The sequence below is a fragment of the Bradyrhizobium sp. UFLA06-24 genome, assembly GCF_054967145.1.
On record NZ_JADFUE010000026.1, the window covers coordinates 41,464 to 58,118 of the forward strand.

The following is a 16,655-nucleotide window of genomic DNA, read 5'->3' on the forward strand; positions in this document are numbered from 1 at the left end:
GCCGTTCGGGTATGGAACGGTCTACTGGCCGGATCGATTTTTCCCGGCAGCGACCCCAAAGCAGACCTGAGTTCAAGACCAGAAAGCGACACGACGTGGACATCTACACCATCATCTTTCTAGCGCTGGCGGTCTTTATCTTTCTGCGGCTGCGCAGCGTGCTGGGGCAGCGGACCGGCAATGAGCGGCCGCCGTTCGACCGCACGGCCCGCAATGCGCTCGGGGGTGCCCCGGACAAGAACGTCGTGACTATGCCGGGCAAGGTGATCGACCAGCCGCCGCTCGCCCCGACAGCCGAGCCGACCCCGCCTTCCGACCGCTGGAAGGGCCTGGCCGAGCCTGGCACCGCACTGGCCCAGGGCCTCGATGCCATCGTCGACAAGGATTCCACCTTCGACCCGCGTCATTTCCTCTCGGGCGCACGCGGCGCCTATGAGATGATCGTGCTGGCCTTTGCCAACGGCGACCGCCGTGCGCTGCGCGACCTCTTGTCCTCGGAGGTCTATGAGAGCTTTGACGCCGCGATCAGGGAACGCGAGAAGAACGAGCAGAAGACCGAGACCCGCTTCGTCTCGATCGACAAGGCCGAGCTCGTCGGTGCCGAGCTGCGCGACCGTACCGCACAGCTGACCGTGCGCTTCGTCTCGCAGATGATCTCGGTCACCCGCGACAAGGCCGGCAACATCGTCGACGGCAATGCCGACAAGGTCGCCGATATCACCGACATCTGGACTTTCGCCCGCGACACCACCTCTCGCGATCCGAACTGGAAGCTGGTTGGCACCGGAAGCGCGAATTAAGAGCTTTCTGAAGAACGGCGCGACGACGCTTTGCGCAGGCCTCGTCGTGCTGTCGTCGTTTTCGCTCGGCGCCGAGGCGGCGCGGCGCCACTACCGCAGCCATCATCATCGTCTCCCTGAAGCCGCCGCGATCCCGCCGCGCCCGCTACCCTATCCGCAGCTGCCTCTCCCGTTCGAGATTCCCGGCGCGCAATATCTGCCGTTGACCTGGGCCGACGTGAAAGGCTGGAGCGACGACGATCATCTCGCGGCCTACAAGACCTTTCGCGCCAGCTGCCGACCGATCAACGCGCAGACGGGTGCGCCCGAGCCGAAGGCACTGGGCGGCTCGTTGAGCGAGCCTTGCCGCGTCGCCAAGACGCTCGACGTGACCGACGATTCCAAGGCAAAGGCCTTCTTCGAAGAAAACTTTTCGCCGCTGCGCATTTCGCGCCTTGGCGAGCCCGACGGCTTCGTCACCGGCTATTACGAGCCGGTGCTGGAGGGATCGCGCACCCAGACCGAGGTCTACAACGTGCCGGTCTACCGCCGCCCCTCGAACCTGTTCGTGCGCGGCTTCAATCAGGCCTCGGTCAGCCTGCCCAACAAGGGCCCGGTCTATCGCAAGATCGGCCGCCGCAAGCTGGTGCCCTATTACGATCGCGGCGAGATCGAGGACGGCAAGATCGCCGGCCGCGGCCTCGAGATCGCCTGGCTGAAGGACCCGACCGATCTCCTGTTCGCGCAGATCCAGGGCTCGGCGCGGATCAAGTTCGACGACGGGACGACCATCCGGCTCAACTACGATTCCTATAACGGCTATCCCTACACCGCCGTCGGGCGCGTCCTGATCGAGCGCGGCATCATTCCGAAGGAAGAGATGTCGATGCAGAAGATCAGGGAGTGGATGGCGCAAAACCCCGACGGTGCCAAGGAGCTGCGGCGCCAGAACCGGTCCTATATCTTCTTCCACGAGGTCAATCTGTCCGATAAGGACGAGGCGGTCGGTGCGCAAGGCATCCCGCTGACGGCCGGCCGCTCGATCGCGGTCGACAAGTCGCTCCACGTCTACGGCACGCCCTTCTTCATCGAGGGCGAGCTGCCGATCGAGTCCGACCGAGCCAAGACGCCGTTCCATCGGCTGATGATCGCGCAGGACACCGGCTCGGCCATCATCGGTCCCGCGCGCGCCGATCTCTATTTTGGCGCGGGCGCGGAGGCCGGCCGCCTCTCGGGGCGGCTGCGCCATCCCATGCATTTCGTGATGCTGGTGCCGAAGAGCCTCGATCCGAATTTGCGCGCGGCGCGGCTGCCGGTGCCGGATCCGCGACCGTCGGAAAAGATCGCAAAACTGTTTCCGCAGGGCGATCCGGCCAAGGACCCCAAGGCCGAGACGGTGGCCATTGCCGGCCCGGTGCCGTTGCCGGCGCCGCGTCCTGTGATAGAGCCGGTGCGCGAACCACGCAGGCACATGAAAACCCGTTCCCACCAGCAATGAAGCGATCCTCCCGTCCGCCCGTGCTGGATTCGCGTCCCTCGCCGCGCCGCCGTGGCTTAAGCGAGGAAGATCGCGAGCTGTGGGACCTCGTCGCAAAACAAGTCAAGCCGCTGCGAAAGCAACGTGCGACGAAGGTTCATGCCACGCCGCGCGCCGAGACTGCGCCCGCAGTGGCTGCTGCCAAGCCTGCGCCATCGCAGCGGCCATTGGCTGCGGCTCCAGCCCCGCGTCCGTCCAAACCGGCGATGCCGCCGCTCGCCCCGCTCGGCAAGCGCGAGCGGACAAAACTGTCGCGAGGCCGCAGCGAGATCGAGGCGCGGCTTGATCTGCACGGCATGACCCAGATGCGCGCGCACCGCGCCCTCACCGGCTTCCTGCACCGCGCCCATCACGACGGCCTGACCTTTGTCCTCGTCATCACCGGCAAGGGCCGCAGCGGCGGCGAAAGCGGCGTGCTTCGCCGCCAGGTACCGGAATGGCTGAGCCTGCCGGAATTCCGCGCCTTTGTGGTCGGATTCGAGGAAGCAGGCATCGGCCATGGCGGCGAAGGCGCGCTGTACGTGCGGATCCGGCGGGCGAGATATTAGGGGATCAAGCGAGCCTCAGGCTCCTCTCGCCTCTCCCGCTTGCGGAAGAGGCCGACGCGCGAAGCGCGGCGGGAGAGGGTTCTCTCCCCTTGGGGGTTCTCGCTTGCGGAGAAAGCCCTCTCCCCAACCCTCTCCCGCTTGCGGGAGAGGGGGCGCACTGCCTGTGTGGCTATTTATGATCCCTAAAACGGCCGGACGATTCCGACCCGCGGGATCAGCGTGACGATCAGGCCGAAGACATTCGTCTTCCGATCCTCTTCCGGAATCGGCGCTGTCTCCTGCTTCGCCGGCAGCATCTTCACCGCATGCAGGATCAGGACCATGCAGACCGCCCAGTTCGAGATCCAGCGCGAATAGTCGAACACCATCGCAAACATCACGAGATAGGCGAGGCTGACGCCGACCAGCGCGGCGATGACGAGCCTGCGGTGGGTCTCGCTCGCGAGGGCCGCGATCAGCTTCGCAAAATAGCGCCATAGCGGCGTATGCAGCCAGATCAGCAGGGCGAACACGGGAATGCCGAGGCTGTTGTGCGGCAGCCAGGCCCAGGTGTCGGTAATTTCCTTTGCCAGCGGTTGATACCAGATATAGGCGAATTGCAGCAGATCGTTACGCGAGGGATCGGCCATCCGGGTCTTCAGATAGGCGACGAAATCCGCTTCCGGGATTGGCATCGTTCCCAGGAATTGCGCGGCCAAGAACAGCGCGGACACCAGCACGAACGCGATGACGCCGAACGCGACATTGCCGCGCGTGAGGCCGTAAACGAGATAGTGCCTGGTCACGACGATGGCGATGATCGTCGGCACATACATCAGGAGATGGATGTGGTGGATCAGGACGAGCACGATCGAGAACAGCGCCGCCGTCGCGACGAACAGCATCGATCCCGCCGGCATCAACAGCAGGATGATCGCAAGCGCGCAGCCGTAGATGTCGAAATGGCCGAGCGTGTGCATGAAATTCTTGAAGAAGAACGGCGAGCCCGCGATGAAGACGAACAGCGGCAGCGTCTTCGCCGTGAATCCGAACGTCTTCTGAAACAGTCTTGCGTAGAGCCCGAGCGTGACGAGCCATGTCGCCCCGCCGAGCGCGAACACCAGCCACACCGGCACCTTGTCCGTGAACAGCGCAACGATCGCCCCGATCAGCGCGCGTTTGATGAAGCCGAAATGGTAGTCGACGAGGAGATGGATATAGGGGACGTAAGGCGGCAGCTGGATCTTGTGCACGAACACGCCGGCGATCACCGCCGCGTTGATCGCGAGCAGGAGTCGCCAGGGGTTTTGCAGGATGCGCGCGGTCACGCCGCATCCATAGCGCGGCAGGCCAGAATTACAAAATGAAGCGGCTCAGATCGGCATTCTTGGCGAGGTCGCCGACGTGCTTCTGGACGAAATCGGCATCGACCTTCACGGTTTCCCCGCTGCGGTCCGGGGCGGTGAAGGAGATTTCGTCCAGCACCCGCTCCATCACGGTCTGCAGCCGCCGCGCGCCGATGTTCTCGACGGTGGAATTGACGGCGACCGCGACGTCGGCCAGCGCGTCGATGGCGCTGTCGGTGATGTCGAGGGTGACGCCCTCGGTCTGCATCAACGCGACATATTGCTTGATCAGCGAGGCCTCGGGCTCGGTCAGGATGCGCCGCATGTCGTCGCGGGTCAGGGCCTGCAGCTCGACGCGGATCGGCAGCCGGCCCTGCAATTCCGGCAAGAGGTCGGACGGCTTTGCGACGTGGAAGGCGCCTGACGCAATGAACAGGATGTGGTCGGTCTTGACCGCGCCGTGCTTGGTCGAGACCGTGGTGCCCTCGATCAGCGGCAGGAGATCGCGCTGCACGCCCTCGCGCGAGACGTCGCCGCCGACGCGGCCGTCGCGGGCGCAGATCTTGTCGATCTCGTCGAGAAACACGATGCCGTTGTTCTCGACCGCGCTGATCGCCTCCAGCGTCAGCTGGTCGGTATCCAGCAGCTTGTCGGATTCCTCGTTGACGAGGATCTCGTGCGAGCCTTCCACCGTCAGCCGCCGCGTCTTGCTGCGGCCGCCCAGCTTGCCGAAGATGTCGCCGATCGAGATCGCGCCCATCTGCGCGCCCGGCATGCCCGGGATCTCGAACATCGGCATGCCGCCGCCGGAGGACTGCGTCTCGATCTCGATTTCCTTGTCGTTGAGCTCGCCGGTGCGCAGCTTCTTGCGGAAGGATTCGCGTGTCGCCGAAGAGGCATTGGCACCGACGAGCGCATCGAGCACGCGCTCCTCGGCGGCGAGCTGGGCGCGGGCCTGCACGTCCTTGCGCTTGCGCTCGCGCACCTGGGCGATCGCCACCTCGACGAGATCGCGCACGATCTGCTCGACGTCGCGGCCGACATAGCCGACCTCGGTAAATTTTGTCGCCTCGACCTTCAGGAACGGCGCGTTTGCCAGCTTGGCGAGCCGGCGCGCGATCTCGGTTTTGCCGACGCCGGTCGGGCCGATCATCAGGATGTTCTTCGGCAGAACCTCTTCGCGCAGGGAGCCGGAGAGCTGCTGCCGGCGCCAGCGGTTGCGCAGCGCAATCGAGACGGCGCGCTTGGCGTCGCCCTGGCCGACGATGAAACGGTCGAGTTCGGAAACGATTTCGCGAGGGGAAAAGTCTGTCATGGGACCTTAGCTAGGATTAGAAGCCGGCGGCGACAAGCCGCTTTTTTGGCCGTCAGATGATCGGCGGACCGGATTGCCATTGCTTCACGGCCTCGATCGGATGAATCAGCATCAGGATGTTGAGCGTCAGATTGTCCCGGATGTGCAGCGCCAGCATGATCTCGAAGGCGAGCCCGAGTGCGACGGTCGCCGCGACAGGCAACACGCGGGCGGTGAGGAACCCCAGCACCATGAACATTGTGTCTGAGACCGAGTTGACGATGCTGTCGCCGTAATAATCCAGCGAGATCGTGCCGGCGCGATAGCGTTCGATGATCAATGGCGAGTTCTCGACGATCTCCCAGGCGCCCTCGATCAGCATGGCGATGATCAGCCGTGCCGGCCAGCCAAGACGCCGCGAGAACAAGAGCCAGGTCAGCCCATAGAACAGGAAGCCGTGCAGCACGTGCGAAAAGCTGTACCAGTCGGCGATGTGCTGGGAATTCTCCGAGCTGTTCACCACGCCATGCCACAGCTTGACGTAACCGCAGGTGCAGATCGGCACCCGCCCCATCGCGAACAGGATCGAGGCCTGCAGCGCCAGCAAGAGCAGCGCGATGCCGACCCACACGGGCGGCGGGATCGCGGGCCGGGTCGGGCTGGCGCTTTGGGCCACGGCCATCCCTAGCCGGCCGTCAGTGCTTCGACGGTGACGTTGCGGTTGGTGTAGACGCAGATGTCCGCGGCGATGTCGAGCGAGCGGCGGACGATGGTCTCGGCGTCCTTGTCGGTGTCGAGCAGGGCCCGGGCCGCGGCCAGGGCGTAATTGCCGCCGGAGCCGATCGCCATGACGCCGGCCTCGGGCTCGAGCACGTCGCCGGTGCCTGTGAGAACCAGCGAGACGTCCTTGTCGGCAACGATCATCATGGCCTCCAGCCGGCGGAGATAGCGGTCGGTGCGCCAGTCCTTGGCGAGCTCCACGGCGGCCCGGGTCAGTTGCCCCGGATATTGCTCGAGCTTGCTCTCCAGCCGCTCGAACAGCGTGAAGGCGTCGGCGGTGGCGCCGGCAAAGCCGCCGATCACGTCGCCCTTGCCGAGCCTGCGGACCTTCTTGGCGTTGGACTTGATCACGGTCTGGCCGATCGAGACCTGGCCGTCGCCGCCGACCACCACCCTGCCGCCCTTGCGGACCGTTAGAATCGTGGTGCCGTGCCAAACCGGCGAGCTGTTCTGGGAATCTTGCATCATGACCCTCGTTGTCCCGCCTGATTTAGGCGGTCGGAGCTAAGGGCACAACGGGCCGTTCCGGGCCGAATTTCGCTCACCATAGGCAGAAGTAGAGGCCCGGCCAGCGTTCCCGCAGTAGCGAAGGCGTCATTTGGCTGTTAAGAGACTGGCGTTTTCGGCTCAAAGAGCATGATCCGGAAAAGTGGGTACCGGTTTTCCGACAAGATCATGCTCAAAACTAAAGTGGAAATCGATTTTCCATGCGCACCGCGACGATCAAGCGCAAGACCAAGGAAACCGACATCGAGGTCTCCGTGAACCTCGATGGCACGGGCGTGGCCAATATCGCGACCGGCATCGGCTTTTTCGACCATATGCTCGATCTTCTCGCCCGCCATTCCCGCATCGACCTCACGGTCAAGGCGGTGGGCGATCTGCACATTGACTATCACCATACCACCGAAGACACCGGCATCGCGCTCGGCCAGGCGGTCAAGCAGGCGCTCGGCAACATGGCGGGCATCACCCGCTATGCCGGCGTGCACATGCCCATGGACGAGACGCTGACGCGCGTGGTCATCGACATCTCAGGCCGCCCGTTCCTGGTGTTCAAGGCCGACTTCCCCCGCGACAAGATCGGTGAGTTCGACACCGAGCTGGTGCGCGAGTGGTTCCAGGCCTTCGCCATCAATGCCGGCGTGACTCTCCACGTCGAGACCCTATATGGCGATAACAGCCACCATATCGCCGAGTCCTGCTTCAAGGGCCTGGCGCGGGCGCTGCGCACCGCCGTTGCGATCGACCCCAAGGCGGCGGGTGAAATCCCCTCCACCAAGGGCTCGCTCGGCGGCTGACATCTCCGCCGGTCAACGAACGCCGCCGGCGGCCTTGACTTGAATTCTCGAGCACGGGGCATCGACAATGCCTGTCTACACAGTTCATGCTCCCACCCCAGGCGGGGCCGATCTGCGCGCGACCGACAAGTTCGTGTTCGTGCGCGACGGCTTCCATTTCTGGGCGATGGTCTTCGGCCCGCTCTGGCTGCTCTGGAACAGGCTCTGGCTGGCGCTGATCGGCTGGATCGTCTTTCTCGCCGCGTTCGATGCCGGGCTGTCCAGCCTCGGCGTCGGTCGCCGCTCGATTGTCCTCGCCAATATCATCGTCGCGCTCCTGATGGGTTTTGAGGCCTCGACCCTGCGCCGCTGGACACTGTCGCGGGGCAAATGGCGGCAGCTCGACATCGTCGTCGCCGACGACCACGACACCGCCGAGCGCCGTTTCTTCGAGCGATGGAGCGAAAAACAGCGCGGCATCGTCAACGATCAATGGGCCGTCGATCGCGGCGGGCCGCCGCCGACCCGGGGTGTACCGGGCCAGCCATTTTCGAGCCCGCCGCCGATTCCGGCCGGCGGCATCATTGGATTGTTTCCAGAACCGGGAGGGTCAAGATGAGCGTCGCCATCATCGATTACGGTTCCGGGAATCTGCATTCCGCCGCCAAGGCGTTCGAGCGCGCCGCGCGCAGCCTGGAGAATCGGCAAAAGGTGTTCGTCACCAGCGATCCCGACCAGGCCTATGAGGCCGATCGTCTGGTGCTGCCTGGCGTCGGCGCCTTCGCCGATTGCCGGCGCGGGCTCGATGCGGTCAACGGCATGGTCGAGGCGATCACCGAAGCCGTGCGCGTCAAGGCGCGGCCGTTCTTCGGCATCTGCGTCGGCATGCAGCTGATGGCGAGCCGCGGCAAGGAGCACGTCATCACCGAAGGCCTGAACTGGATCGGCGGCGATGTCGAGAAGATCACGCCGCGCGACGAGAGCCTCAAGATCCCGCACATGGGCTGGAACACACTCGATCTGCTGCAGGAGCATCCGGTCCTGAACAAGCTGCCGCTGGGTCCCAAGGGCCAGCACGCTTATTTCGTGCACTCCTACCACCTCAACGCCGCCAATGAAGCGGACGTGCTCGCGCGCGCCGATTACGGCGGGCCGGTCACCGCGATCGTCGCGAAGGACACCGCCATCGGCACTCAGTTTCACCCCGAGAAGAGCCAGCGCTTCGGCCTCGCCCTGATCTCGAACTTTTTGCGATGGAAACCGTGAAGGTCGTTTCGATTTCCAGCTCGTCATTGCGAGCGCAGCGAAGCAATCCAGAATCTTTCCGCGGTGGCAGCCTGGATTGCTTCGTCGCTTCGCTTCTCGCAATGACGGAGTGCATACGTGATAGTTCCGTCTCCAAGCGCGGGACGGCAGAAGGTCTGACATGATTCTCTTTCCTGCCATCGATCTCAAGAACGGCCAGTGCGTGCGCCTCGAGCAAGGCGACATGGCGCGCGCGACCGTGTTCAATCTTGATCCCGCTGCCCAGGCGCAGAGCTTTGCCGAGCAAGGCTTTGAGTATCTCCACGTCGTCGACCTCGACGGTGCGTTTGCCGGCAAGCCAGTGAATGCGCAGGCAGTCGAAGGGATGTTGAAGACGATCAAGATCCCGGTGCAGCTCGGCGGCGGTATTCGCGATCTCAAGACCGTCGAGGCCTGGCTCGACAAGGGCATCACCCGCGTCATCATCGGCACCGCCGCGGTGCGCGATCCGGAGTTGGTGAAGGCTGCCGCGAAGAAATTTCCCGGCCGTGTGGCTGTTGGGCTCGACGCGCGCGACGGCAAGGTCGCGGTCGAAGGCTGGGCCGAGACCTCGCAGGTCACGGTGCTGGAGATCGCACAGCGGTTCGAAGATGCCGGCGTCGCCGCCATCATCTTCACCGACATCGCCCGCGATGGCCTGCTTAAGGGCCTCAACCTGGATGCGACCATTGCGCTCGCCGACGCCATTTCGATCCCCGTGATCGCCTCCGGCGGTCTCGCTTCGATCGAGGATGTGAAAGCCATGCTGACGCCACGCGCGAAAAAGCTCGCCGGCGCGATCGCCGGCCGCGCGCTCTATGACGGCCGGCTCGATCCCGCTGCCGCCCTCACCTTGATCCGCAACGCACGCACCGCCTAGGAGAGAAAAATGTTCAAGGTGCGCGTGATCCCCTGCCTCGACGTCAAGGACGGCCGCGTCGTCAAGGGCGTCAACTTCGTCGACCTCAGGGATGCTGGCGATCCCGTCGAGGCCGCGATCGCCTATGACGCCGCCGGCGCCGACGAGCTGACCTTCCTCGACATCACCGCGACCCATGAGAACCGCGGCATCATGCTGGACGTGGTCCGGCGCACGGCGGAAGCCTGCTTCATGCCCGTGACTGTCGGTGGCGGCGTGCGTGAAGTCGACGACATCAAGACGCTGTTGCGCGCCGGCGCCGACAAAGTCTCGATCAACAGCGCGGCGGTGTCGCGGCGCGAGTTCGTCAAGGAAGCCGCCGAGAAGTTCGGCGAGCAGTGCGTCGTGGTCGCGATCGACGCCAAGCGGGTCAAGCGCCCCGGCGGCGACCGCTGGGAGATCTTCACCCATGGCGGTCGCAACTCGACCGGGATCGACGCGATCGAATATGCCCAGGAAGTGGTCTCGCTCGGCGCGGGCGAGATCCTGCTCACCTCGATGGACCGCGACGGCACGCGGCAGGGTTTTGACATTCCGCTAACCCGCGCGATCGCCGACACCGTTCCGGTGCCCGTGATCGCCTCGGGCGGCGTCGGCAATCTCAACCATCTCGTCGACGGCATCCGCGACGGCCATGCCACCGCCGTGCTGGCGGCTTCGATCTTCCATTTCGGGGAATTCACCATCCGTGAGGCCAAGGAGCACATGGCCCGGCGCGGCCTGCCCATGCGCCTGGATGCCTGACGACTCCTGTCCATAAAAATGCTACACAGGCCGGTGGGACTGTGCCTCCTGGCCTCTGAGTGTTTGTCGAGTCATTCCTATGCCGCGTTTCACCATCCACGATCTCGCCGACACCATCGATGCCCGCGCGGCCTCCGGTGGCGAGGCCTCCTATACCCGCAAGCTTCTCGACAAGGGCGCCGAGCATTGCGCCAAGAAGTTCGGTGAAGAAGCAGTCGAAACCGTAATCGCAGCAGTCGAAAACGATCGCGCGCATCTGATCGCTGAAAGCGCCGACCTGCTCTACCATTTCCTTGTGCTGCTCAAGGCGCGCGGCGTAAAGCTGGAGGAGGTCGAGCTGGCGCTGGACAAGCGGACCAATATGTCGGGATTGGAAGAGAAGGCCTCGCGCAAAGGCACGTAGGCAAGGGCGAACAGATCGCAACGGAAAGGTCGGTCATGGATATCCGCGCACCCGAGCAGCAGTATAATCCATACCGCGTCTATTCGCGCGAAGAGTGGGCGCGTCTGCGCGACGACACGCCGATGACGTTGGAGCCCGGTGAGTTCGACCGCCTGCGCTCGCTGCACGACCGCCTCGATCTCAAGGAAGTCGAGGACATTTATCTGCCGCTGTCGCGCCTGCTCTCGATCTATGTCGATGCGATGCAGCGCCTGTACTACGCCGAGCGCCAGTTCCTCAACATCCGAGACCGCAAGGTGCCCTACATCATCGGCGTCGCCGGTTCGGTCGCGGTCGGAAAATCCACCACCGCCCGCGTGCTGCAGGCGCTGCTCGCGCGCTGGTCGCCGCGTCCGAAGGTCGACCTGATCACCACCGACGGGTTCCTCTACCCGAAGGCCCTGCTCGAGCAGCAGGGCATTTTGCAGAAGAAGGGCTTTCCGGAGAGCTACGACCTGCCGCTGCTGCTCAATTTTCTGTCCGACATCAAGTCGGGCCGCCGCCATGTGCGCTCGCCGGTCTATTCGCATCTGACCTACGATATCGTGCCGAACGAGTGGGCCGAGATCGACCAGCCCGACATCCTGATCGTCGAGGGCGTCAACGTCCTGCAGACCGGCAAGCTGCCGCGCGACGGCAAGGCAGTGCCCGTGGTCTCCGACTTCTTCGACTTCTCGGTCTATATCGACGCCGACGAGGAGGCGCTGCGGCGCTGGTACATCAAGCGCTTCCTGGCGCTGCGGGACACCGCGTTCACCAATCCAAAATCCTACTTCAACCGTTACGCCCTGCTGTCGGACGAGGAAGCCATCGCCACCGCCACCGCGATCTGGGAGCGCACCAACCTCGCCAACCTCGAGGACAACATTTTGCCGACGCGGCCGCGCGCGACGCTGATCCTGAAGAAGGGCGCCGATCACGCGGTGGAGAGCGTGGCGCTCAGGCGGCTCTGAGTTTGGTGAGCCTTAGCTGAATTTTCAGGTTGGGTGTCATTTGTTGCAGACCGGTTGAGGGTATTGCGTTATGGCCTTCGAAAACGCGAGGGGCCAATGGTTGATCGTCTCAAAAGCGCTGCGGAACAGCTGGAAGCACCGATCTGCCCAGACTGCCATATCGAGATGAGGTGGTACCGTTCGGAATTGCTTGCGGACGAGCCGGTTCCGATCATCGCGCATCTCTTCGTGTGTCCGCATTGCAAGCGCGCCGCGCAGACCGACACCGTTTTTAGGGGAACTCAGGGGCCGCCTGACAAGCTCTCCGCGCCGCGCTTTTCCGCTTACGCCGCTTGACGGCACCCGTCGCTGCGCTGTCGCTCGCAACATCCCGGCTGAGAGCAATCGTTCTCTCCTTGAGGCCAGGAGAGGTACAATCGTAACCTCGGCAGGAACTTTCGGTCCCTGGAGGCCGTTGAGCGCACTCCATCCGCGCGCAGCCCGAGGATTTCATGAGCCAGACGACGCTCGACCAACTCGGAGATGCGCGCCGTCTCGAGCTGCTGGTCAATGCCATCGTCGACTATGCGATCTTCATGCTCGACACCAACGGCTTCGTACGGAGCTGGAACTCAGGCGCCGAACGCCTCAAGGGGTATGCCGCGAGTGAAATCATCGGCAAGCCATTCTCGGCCTTCTATACCCCGGAAGACCGGGCTGCGGGTCTGCCCCAACGGGCGCTGGCGACCGCGCGCGAGACCGGGCGCTTCAACTCCGAAGGATGGCGCGTCCGCAAGGACGGCAGCCGGTTCTGGGCCCTCGTCGTACTCGATGCCATCAGGGACGAGCACGGCGAGCTGATCGGCTTTGCCAAGGTGACCCGGGACATCACCGAACGACAGCAGGCCCATGTCGAGCTGCTCGAAAGCGAACGCCGCTACCGCCGCTTGATCGAGGCGGTGATCGACTATGCCATTTTCCAGCTCGACCCGGAGGGCAACGTCGCAACCTGGAATCCCGGTGCCCAGCGCATCAAGGGCTATGCTCCGAACGAGATCATCGGGCGCCATTTCAGCCAGTTCTATACGCCGGAAGACCTCGCTATCGGGGTTCCGAAACGAGCCCTGGCCGAAGCCCGCGAGCACGGCCGCTTCGAGGCCGAAGGTTGGCGCGTGCGAAAGGACGGAACACGGTTTTGGGCGTCGGTCATCATCGACCGCATCGTCGATGAGGCAGGCGAGATCATCGGCTTCGCCAAGGTCACGCGCGATCTGACCGAGCGCAAGCGCGCGCAGGACGAGCTCAAGCTGGTGCAGGAGCAATTGCTCGCGTCACAAAAGCTCGAGGCCATCGGACAGCTCAGCGGCGGCATCGCCCACGACTTCAATAACCTGCTCATGATCGTGCTCGGCAATATCGAGACCGCGGAGCGCAATGCCCGCCAACTGGCCGGCAGCGCCAATCTGCAGCGCGCTCTTGGCCATGCCAAGCGCGGCGCCCAAAGAGCTGCAGCGCTCACCAGCCGCCTGCTCGCCTTTTCGCGTCGGCAGGCGCTCGATCCGAGGCCGATCAACGTCAACAACTTCTTGAACGGCGTGCAGGACTTCCTGCAGCGAACGCTCGGCGAGCGTGTCGAGGTCCAAACCGTTGGCAGCGCGGGTTTGTGGCAGATCGAAGCTGACACCAATCATCTGGAATCAGCCATCATCAATCTCGCGATCAACGCCCGCGACGCCATGCCCGATGGCGGCAAGCTGACGGTCGAAGCCGTCAACGTCTCAGCGGACGATGATTACAGTCGCGCCAATCCGGAGCTGCCGCCGGGCCAGTACGTCGTCATTTGCGTAACCGACACCGGCAGCGGAATGACGGCTGAGGTGCTCGATCATGCCTTCGAACCCTTCTTCACGACCAAGGAGCCGGGCCAAGGGACCGGGCTCGGCCTCAGCCAGGTCTATGGCTTCGTCAAGCAATCCGGCGGGCACGTGAAGATCTACAGCGAGGTCGGCCACGGCACGAGCATCAAGCTGTACTTCCCGCGCCACCTCGGTGCTGGCCTGGCACCCGCCGCGGAGCCGGACGAAGTGTTGCCCGAAGGCGAGAAGGTGGAGACGATCCTCGTTGTCGAGGATGATGCCGACCTCAGGACCTATGTCTGCGAGGTTCTGCGGGACCTGAATTACCGCATCCTGTCCGCGCCCAGCGCCCAGGGAGCGCTGACCATCCTGCTTCAGGAAGAGCCGAAGGTGGATTTGCTCCTGACCGATGTCGTCATGCCCGGAATCAACGGGCGTGAGCTTGGGCGAAGGGCGCAGCAAATCCGGCCGGGACTGAAGATCCTCTACATGACCGGATATTCAAGGAACGCCGTCGTTCATCAGGGGCGGCTGGATGAAGGTGTGGAGGTTCTCGAAAAGCCGGTCTCGCAGGCGAAACTGGCCCTGCGTGTGCGAGATATCCTGGACCGCCCCGCACCCGAATAAGCGGCGGATTTCGTTGCTGGTCAAACGGCAAGCTGCCGCGAGGCCGCCAGCCCAGCCAGGGCTTCCTCCAGCTTCTCGCGATCGAGCGGCTTGATCAAAAATCCGTTCATGCCTGCCTCGAAGCAGGCGTAGCGATCCTCCACCAGCGTGTTCGCGGTGAGTGCCAGAATGGGCGTGCCGGGGAGGCCGCTCGCGGCCTCGTGGGCGCGGATGCGTTTGGTCGCCTCGATGCCGTCGAGCTGCGGCATCTGGATGTCCATCAGGACCAGATCATAGGGCGTGCCGGCCGATGCGGCCGCGAGCCAGGATTCCAGCGCGGCCTCGCCATGAACCGCGATGACGACGCGGTGACCGAGCTTCGTCAGCAGGGACCGCATCAAGAGCGCGTTGATCTCATTGTCTTCGGCGACCAGGATCGAGAGGCCGCTCGCGCGCGTTCCGACCGGCGCCGGTTCGACAGGGTCCGGTGCGAGATCGGGCGAGGGGACTTCCGGCGCCAGCGTAAGGCGCGCGGCCAGGGAGGCTGCGCGGAGCGGCTTCACCAGGAAGCCGGTGAAGGCGGTCGAGAGCTTTTCATGACGCGAGCTCGGCGTCAGCAGCACCAGCCGTTGCGTCGCATGGGCGCGGGCGACTTCGCCCAGGCGATCGGTGATATCGGGACCGAACGCACGATCGAGCAGCACAGCATGCCAGGCGCGCTCAGGCAGCAGTGCTTCGGCGACGGTCGCATCGGCGACCAGGCAGGTCTGGCCGCCCCAGCGCTCCAGCCGGCGCGCGATCAGGGACGCTTCGATGCCGTCGGCCACCAACAGGATCGACTTGCCGGTGAGATCAGGACTCGGGAAGGTCGTCTGCCCGGCGCTGCCTTGCGAGGCCGCGAGCGGAATTGCGACCTCGAAGGTCGAACCTTTGCCGGGCTCGCTCTCCAGCGTGATACGGCCGCCCATGCGCTTGACGATGCGTTCGCTGATGGCGAGGCCAAGGCCGGTACCGCCATAGGTGCGGGCGACGCGGTCGTCGGCCTGCTCGAATTCACGGAAGATGCGCGACTGCGCCTCGGGTGCGATCCCGATGCCGGTGTCGCGCACAAGAAAGCTGATTTCGTTCCGCCAGATGCCGGGCTCGACGATCAGCGCCACGCCGCCCGATGCGGTGAACTTGATGGCGTTGCCGGCGAGGTTGAGCAGCACCTGGCGCAGCCGCGCCGCGTCACCGGCGACCTCCAGCGGCAATCGCTCGTCGACGTAAGCGGCGATCTCGAGCTTCTTGGCCTGGGCCCGCGGCGCCAGCAGTTCGGTCACCTCTTCGATCAGGGTCGAAAGGGCGAAGGGGCGCTGGTAGAAATCGAGCTTGCCGGCCTCGATCTTGGAATAGTCGAGCAGCTCCTCGATCAGCGCCATCAGCGCTTCGCCCGAGGTTTTCACCGCTCTGGCGTAAGTCGTCTGCTCCGGCGTCAGATTGGTGTCGAGCAGGAGCCCGCCCATGCCGATGATGCCGTTGAGCGGTGTGCGGATCTCGTGGGAGGCCATGGCGAGAAAGCGCGATTTGGCCCGGTTGGCCGCGTCGGCCTGATCGCGGGCATCCGAGAGCGCGCGTTCGGTCTCGGTGCGGTCGGTGACGTCGCGACCGACGCTTTGCAGTTCGGCGGGCTGGCCGGCATCGAGCCGCACAAGGCCTTCGCGCCAGGCGATCCAGCGCGGGCCTGAAGGCGTCGAGATCCTCTGGTCGTGAATGCGCGTGCCGTTGCTCTCGCGTGCGCTGTCGCCCTGCTCCAGCACGTCAAAGTCGAAGCGTGTGCCGATCAGCGCGCCGCGTCTCTGTCCCGCCAGGGCGCAATAGGCATCGTTGGCGAAGGTGATGCGGCCCTGATGGTCGCGCAGCACGATGAGATCGCCCTGCTGCTCGAACAGGCTGCGGGCGCGCTCTTCGGCTTCCTTCAGCTCCCAATTGCGGTCGATCAGCGCCTCGTTGTGGGCCGCGAGCTTGCGCATCCGCTTGTTGACGAAGCGCAGCCGCATGCTCAACGTCGCAAGGCCGAGGCAGGCGAGCGCGAACAGAAAGCTCGCGCCGATCGCGAATGTGTTGGGATCGTAGCCGGAATTTTCAGAGCGGCTGCCGGTCACGAAGCCATAGGCGCCGCCGAACGTCGCCGAGAAGATCATGAAGGAGCGGATCGCGAAGGCAATTCTGGGGTGCAATCGCCTGAAGCGGCGCATGCGCACCTTGATCCGGAACGTCCGACCCATCGCCACCGACCCCGACTCTTACCCGAAACCTGCCGCCGCCATGCGCGACGATGTCTTGCCGA

General features: G+C 64.3%; 17 protein-coding genes. 12 read left to right on the forward strand and 5 right to left on the reverse strand.

Going from position 1 to position 16,655, the window contains the following annotated elements:
* Positions 1-95 precede the first annotated feature (95 nt).
* Genes IF809_RS21335 through IF809_RS21345 form a run of 3 tightly spaced genes read left to right on the forward strand, consistent with a single transcriptional unit; the run spans position 96 to position 2,864 of the window.
* Positions 96-800 carry a Tim44/TimA family putative adaptor protein gene (locus tag IF809_RS21335; RefSeq protein ID WP_128963228.1) on the forward strand — a complete coding sequence of 235 codons (705 nt, stop codon included), beginning with the start codon at positions 96-98 and terminating at the stop codon, positions 798-800.
* On the forward strand, positions 778-2,277 hold the full coding sequence (gene mltA, locus IF809_RS21340; RefSeq protein ID WP_462838425.1) for a murein transglycosylase A: 1,500 nt from the start codon (positions 778-780) through the stop codon (positions 2,275-2,277). The genes IF809_RS21335 and mltA overlap by 23 nt, the downstream gene beginning before the upstream one ends.
* Positions 2,274-2,864 carry a Smr/MutS family protein gene (locus IF809_RS21345; protein WP_462838426.1) on the forward strand — a complete coding sequence of 197 codons (591 nt, stop codon included), beginning with the start codon at positions 2,274-2,276 and terminating at the stop codon, positions 2,862-2,864. Before mltA ends, IF809_RS21345 begins: the two co-directional genes overlap by 4 nt.
* A gap of 182 nt (positions 2,865-3,046) precedes the next feature.
* On the opposite strand, the gene IF809_RS21350 is transcribed toward IF809_RS21345, so the two are convergent.
* From IF809_RS21350 to hslV, 4 genes are read right to left on the reverse strand one after another with little or no spacing between them, the layout of a single operon-like run.
* Positions 3,047-4,171, reverse strand: coding sequence for a hypothetical protein (locus tag IF809_RS21350; protein ID WP_462838427.1), 1,125 nt, complete (start codon positions 4,169-4,171; stop codon positions 3,047-3,049).
* A 28-nt stretch (positions 4,172-4,199) separates the two neighbouring features.
* Positions 4,200-5,504 (reverse strand): ATP-dependent protease ATPase subunit HslU, encoded by a 1,305-nt coding sequence (gene hslU, locus IF809_RS21355; protein WP_462838428.1) that lies wholly within the window; start codon positions 5,502-5,504, stop codon positions 4,200-4,202.
* Positions 5,505-5,556: 52 nt separating this feature from the next.
* Positions 5,557-6,165, reverse strand: coding sequence for a DUF2585 domain-containing protein (locus IF809_RS21360; RefSeq protein WP_128963224.1), 609 nt, complete (start codon positions 6,163-6,165; stop codon positions 5,557-5,559).
* Positions 6,166-6,167: 2 nt separating this feature from the next.
* The gene (gene hslV / locus IF809_RS21365) at positions 6,168-6,728 is read right to left on the reverse strand and encodes an ATP-dependent protease subunit HslV (protein WP_128969091.1); all 561 of its coding nucleotides are present in this window, start codon (positions 6,726-6,728) and stop codon (positions 6,168-6,170) included.
* A gap of 242 nt (positions 6,729-6,970) precedes the next feature.
* On the opposite strand from hslV, the gene hisB reads away from it, so the two are divergent.
* From hisB to IF809_RS21410, 9 genes are all read left to right on the forward strand, one after another.
* On the forward strand, positions 6,971-7,564 hold the full coding sequence (hisB, locus tag IF809_RS21370) for an imidazoleglycerol-phosphate dehydratase HisB (protein WP_128963223.1): 594 nt from the start codon (positions 6,971-6,973) through the stop codon (positions 7,562-7,564).
* 67 nt (positions 7,565-7,631) lie between these two features.
* Complete coding sequence (locus IF809_RS21375; RefSeq protein WP_128963222.1) at positions 7,632-8,162, forward strand: DUF2628 domain-containing protein; 531 nt, start codon at positions 7,632-7,634, stop codon at positions 8,160-8,162.
* Positions 8,159-8,809 carry an imidazole glycerol phosphate synthase subunit HisH gene (hisH, locus tag IF809_RS21380; RefSeq protein WP_128963221.1) on the forward strand — a complete coding sequence of 217 codons (651 nt, stop codon included), beginning with the start codon at positions 8,159-8,161 and terminating at the stop codon, positions 8,807-8,809. The genes IF809_RS21375 and hisH overlap by 4 nt, the downstream gene beginning before the upstream one ends.
* Before the next feature lie 160 nt (positions 8,810-8,969).
* Positions 8,970-9,707, forward strand: coding sequence for a 1-(5-phosphoribosyl)-5-[(5-phosphoribosylamino)methylideneamino]imidazole-4-carboxamide isomerase (gene hisA, locus IF809_RS21385; RefSeq protein WP_128963220.1), 738 nt, complete (start codon positions 8,970-8,972; stop codon positions 9,705-9,707).
* A gap of 9 nt (positions 9,708-9,716) precedes the next feature.
* The gene (gene hisF, locus IF809_RS21390; protein ID WP_462838429.1) at positions 9,717-10,490 is read left to right on the forward strand and encodes an imidazole glycerol phosphate synthase subunit HisF; all 774 of its coding nucleotides are present in this window, start codon (positions 9,717-9,719) and stop codon (positions 10,488-10,490) included.
* 79 nt (positions 10,491-10,569) lie between these two features.
* Positions 10,570-10,893 (forward strand): phosphoribosyl-ATP diphosphatase, encoded by a 324-nt coding sequence (locus IF809_RS21395; RefSeq protein WP_128963218.1) that lies wholly within the window; start codon positions 10,570-10,572, stop codon positions 10,891-10,893.
* Positions 10,894-10,928: 35 nt separating this feature from the next.
* On the forward strand, positions 10,929-11,885 hold the full coding sequence (gene coaA / locus IF809_RS21400) for a type I pantothenate kinase (RefSeq protein WP_128963217.1): 957 nt from the start codon (positions 10,929-10,931) through the stop codon (positions 11,883-11,885).
* A gap of 96 nt (positions 11,886-11,981) precedes the next feature.
* On the forward strand, positions 11,982-12,221 hold the full coding sequence (locus IF809_RS21405; RefSeq protein ID WP_128963216.1) for a hypothetical protein: 240 nt from the start codon (positions 11,982-11,984) through the stop codon (positions 12,219-12,221).
* A gap of 155 nt (positions 12,222-12,376) precedes the next feature.
* A complete protein-coding gene (locus IF809_RS21410; RefSeq protein WP_462838430.1) occupies positions 12,377-14,347 on the forward strand; it encodes a hybrid sensor histidine kinase/response regulator in 1,971 nt (656 codons plus the stop codon).
* Positions 14,348-14,367: 20 nt separating this feature from the next.
* On the opposite strand, the gene IF809_RS21415 is transcribed toward IF809_RS21410, so the two are convergent.
* Entirely contained in the window at positions 14,368-16,593 is a 2,226-nt protein-coding gene (locus IF809_RS21415; protein ID WP_462838431.1) for a PAS domain-containing hybrid sensor histidine kinase/response regulator, read from the reverse strand.
* Positions 16,594-16,655 lie beyond the last annotated feature (62 nt).

What these genes read in the sequence shown, in the direction of transcription:
- IF809_RS21345 (WP_462838426.1), top strand. Translation starts at nt 2,274, where the DNA reads ATGAAGCGATCCTCCCGTCCGCCCGTGCTGGATTCGCGTCCCTCGCCG.
- hslU (WP_462838428.1), bottom strand. Translation starts at nt 5,504, where the DNA reads ATGACAGACTTTTCCCCTCGCGAAATCGTTTCCGAACTCGACCGTTTC.
- IF809_RS21360 (WP_128963224.1), bottom strand. Translation starts at nt 6,165, where the DNA reads ATGGCCGTGGCCCAAAGCGCCAGCCCGACCCGGCCCGCGATCCCGCCG.
- hslV (WP_128969091.1), bottom strand. Translation starts at nt 6,728, where the DNA reads ATGCAAGATTCCCAGAACAGCTCGCCGGTTTGGCACGGCACCACGATT.
- hisB (WP_128963223.1), top strand. Translation starts at nt 6,971, where the DNA reads ATGCGCACCGCGACGATCAAGCGCAAGACCAAGGAAACCGACATCGAG.
- IF809_RS21375 (WP_128963222.1), top strand. Translation starts at nt 7,632, where the DNA reads ATGCCTGTCTACACAGTTCATGCTCCCACCCCAGGCGGGGCCGATCTG.
- hisH (WP_128963221.1), top strand. Translation starts at nt 8,159, where the DNA reads ATGAGCGTCGCCATCATCGATTACGGTTCCGGGAATCTGCATTCCGCC.
- hisA (WP_128963220.1), top strand. Translation starts at nt 8,970, where the DNA reads ATGATTCTCTTTCCTGCCATCGATCTCAAGAACGGCCAGTGCGTGCGC.
- hisF (WP_462838429.1), top strand. Translation starts at nt 9,717, where the DNA reads ATGTTCAAGGTGCGCGTGATCCCCTGCCTCGACGTCAAGGACGGCCGC.
- IF809_RS21395 (WP_128963218.1), top strand. Translation starts at nt 10,570, where the DNA reads ATGCCGCGTTTCACCATCCACGATCTCGCCGACACCATCGATGCCCGC.
- coaA (WP_128963217.1), top strand. Translation starts at nt 10,929, where the DNA reads ATGGATATCCGCGCACCCGAGCAGCAGTATAATCCATACCGCGTCTAT.
- IF809_RS21405 (WP_128963216.1), top strand. Translation starts at nt 11,982, where the DNA reads ATGGTTGATCGTCTCAAAAGCGCTGCGGAACAGCTGGAAGCACCGATC.
- IF809_RS21410 (WP_462838430.1), top strand. Translation starts at nt 12,377, where the DNA reads ATGAGCCAGACGACGCTCGACCAACTCGGAGATGCGCGCCGTCTCGAG.
- IF809_RS21415 (WP_462838431.1), bottom strand. Translation starts at nt 16,593, where the DNA reads ATGGGTCGGACGTTCCGGATCAAGGTGCGCATGCGCCGCTTCAGGCGA.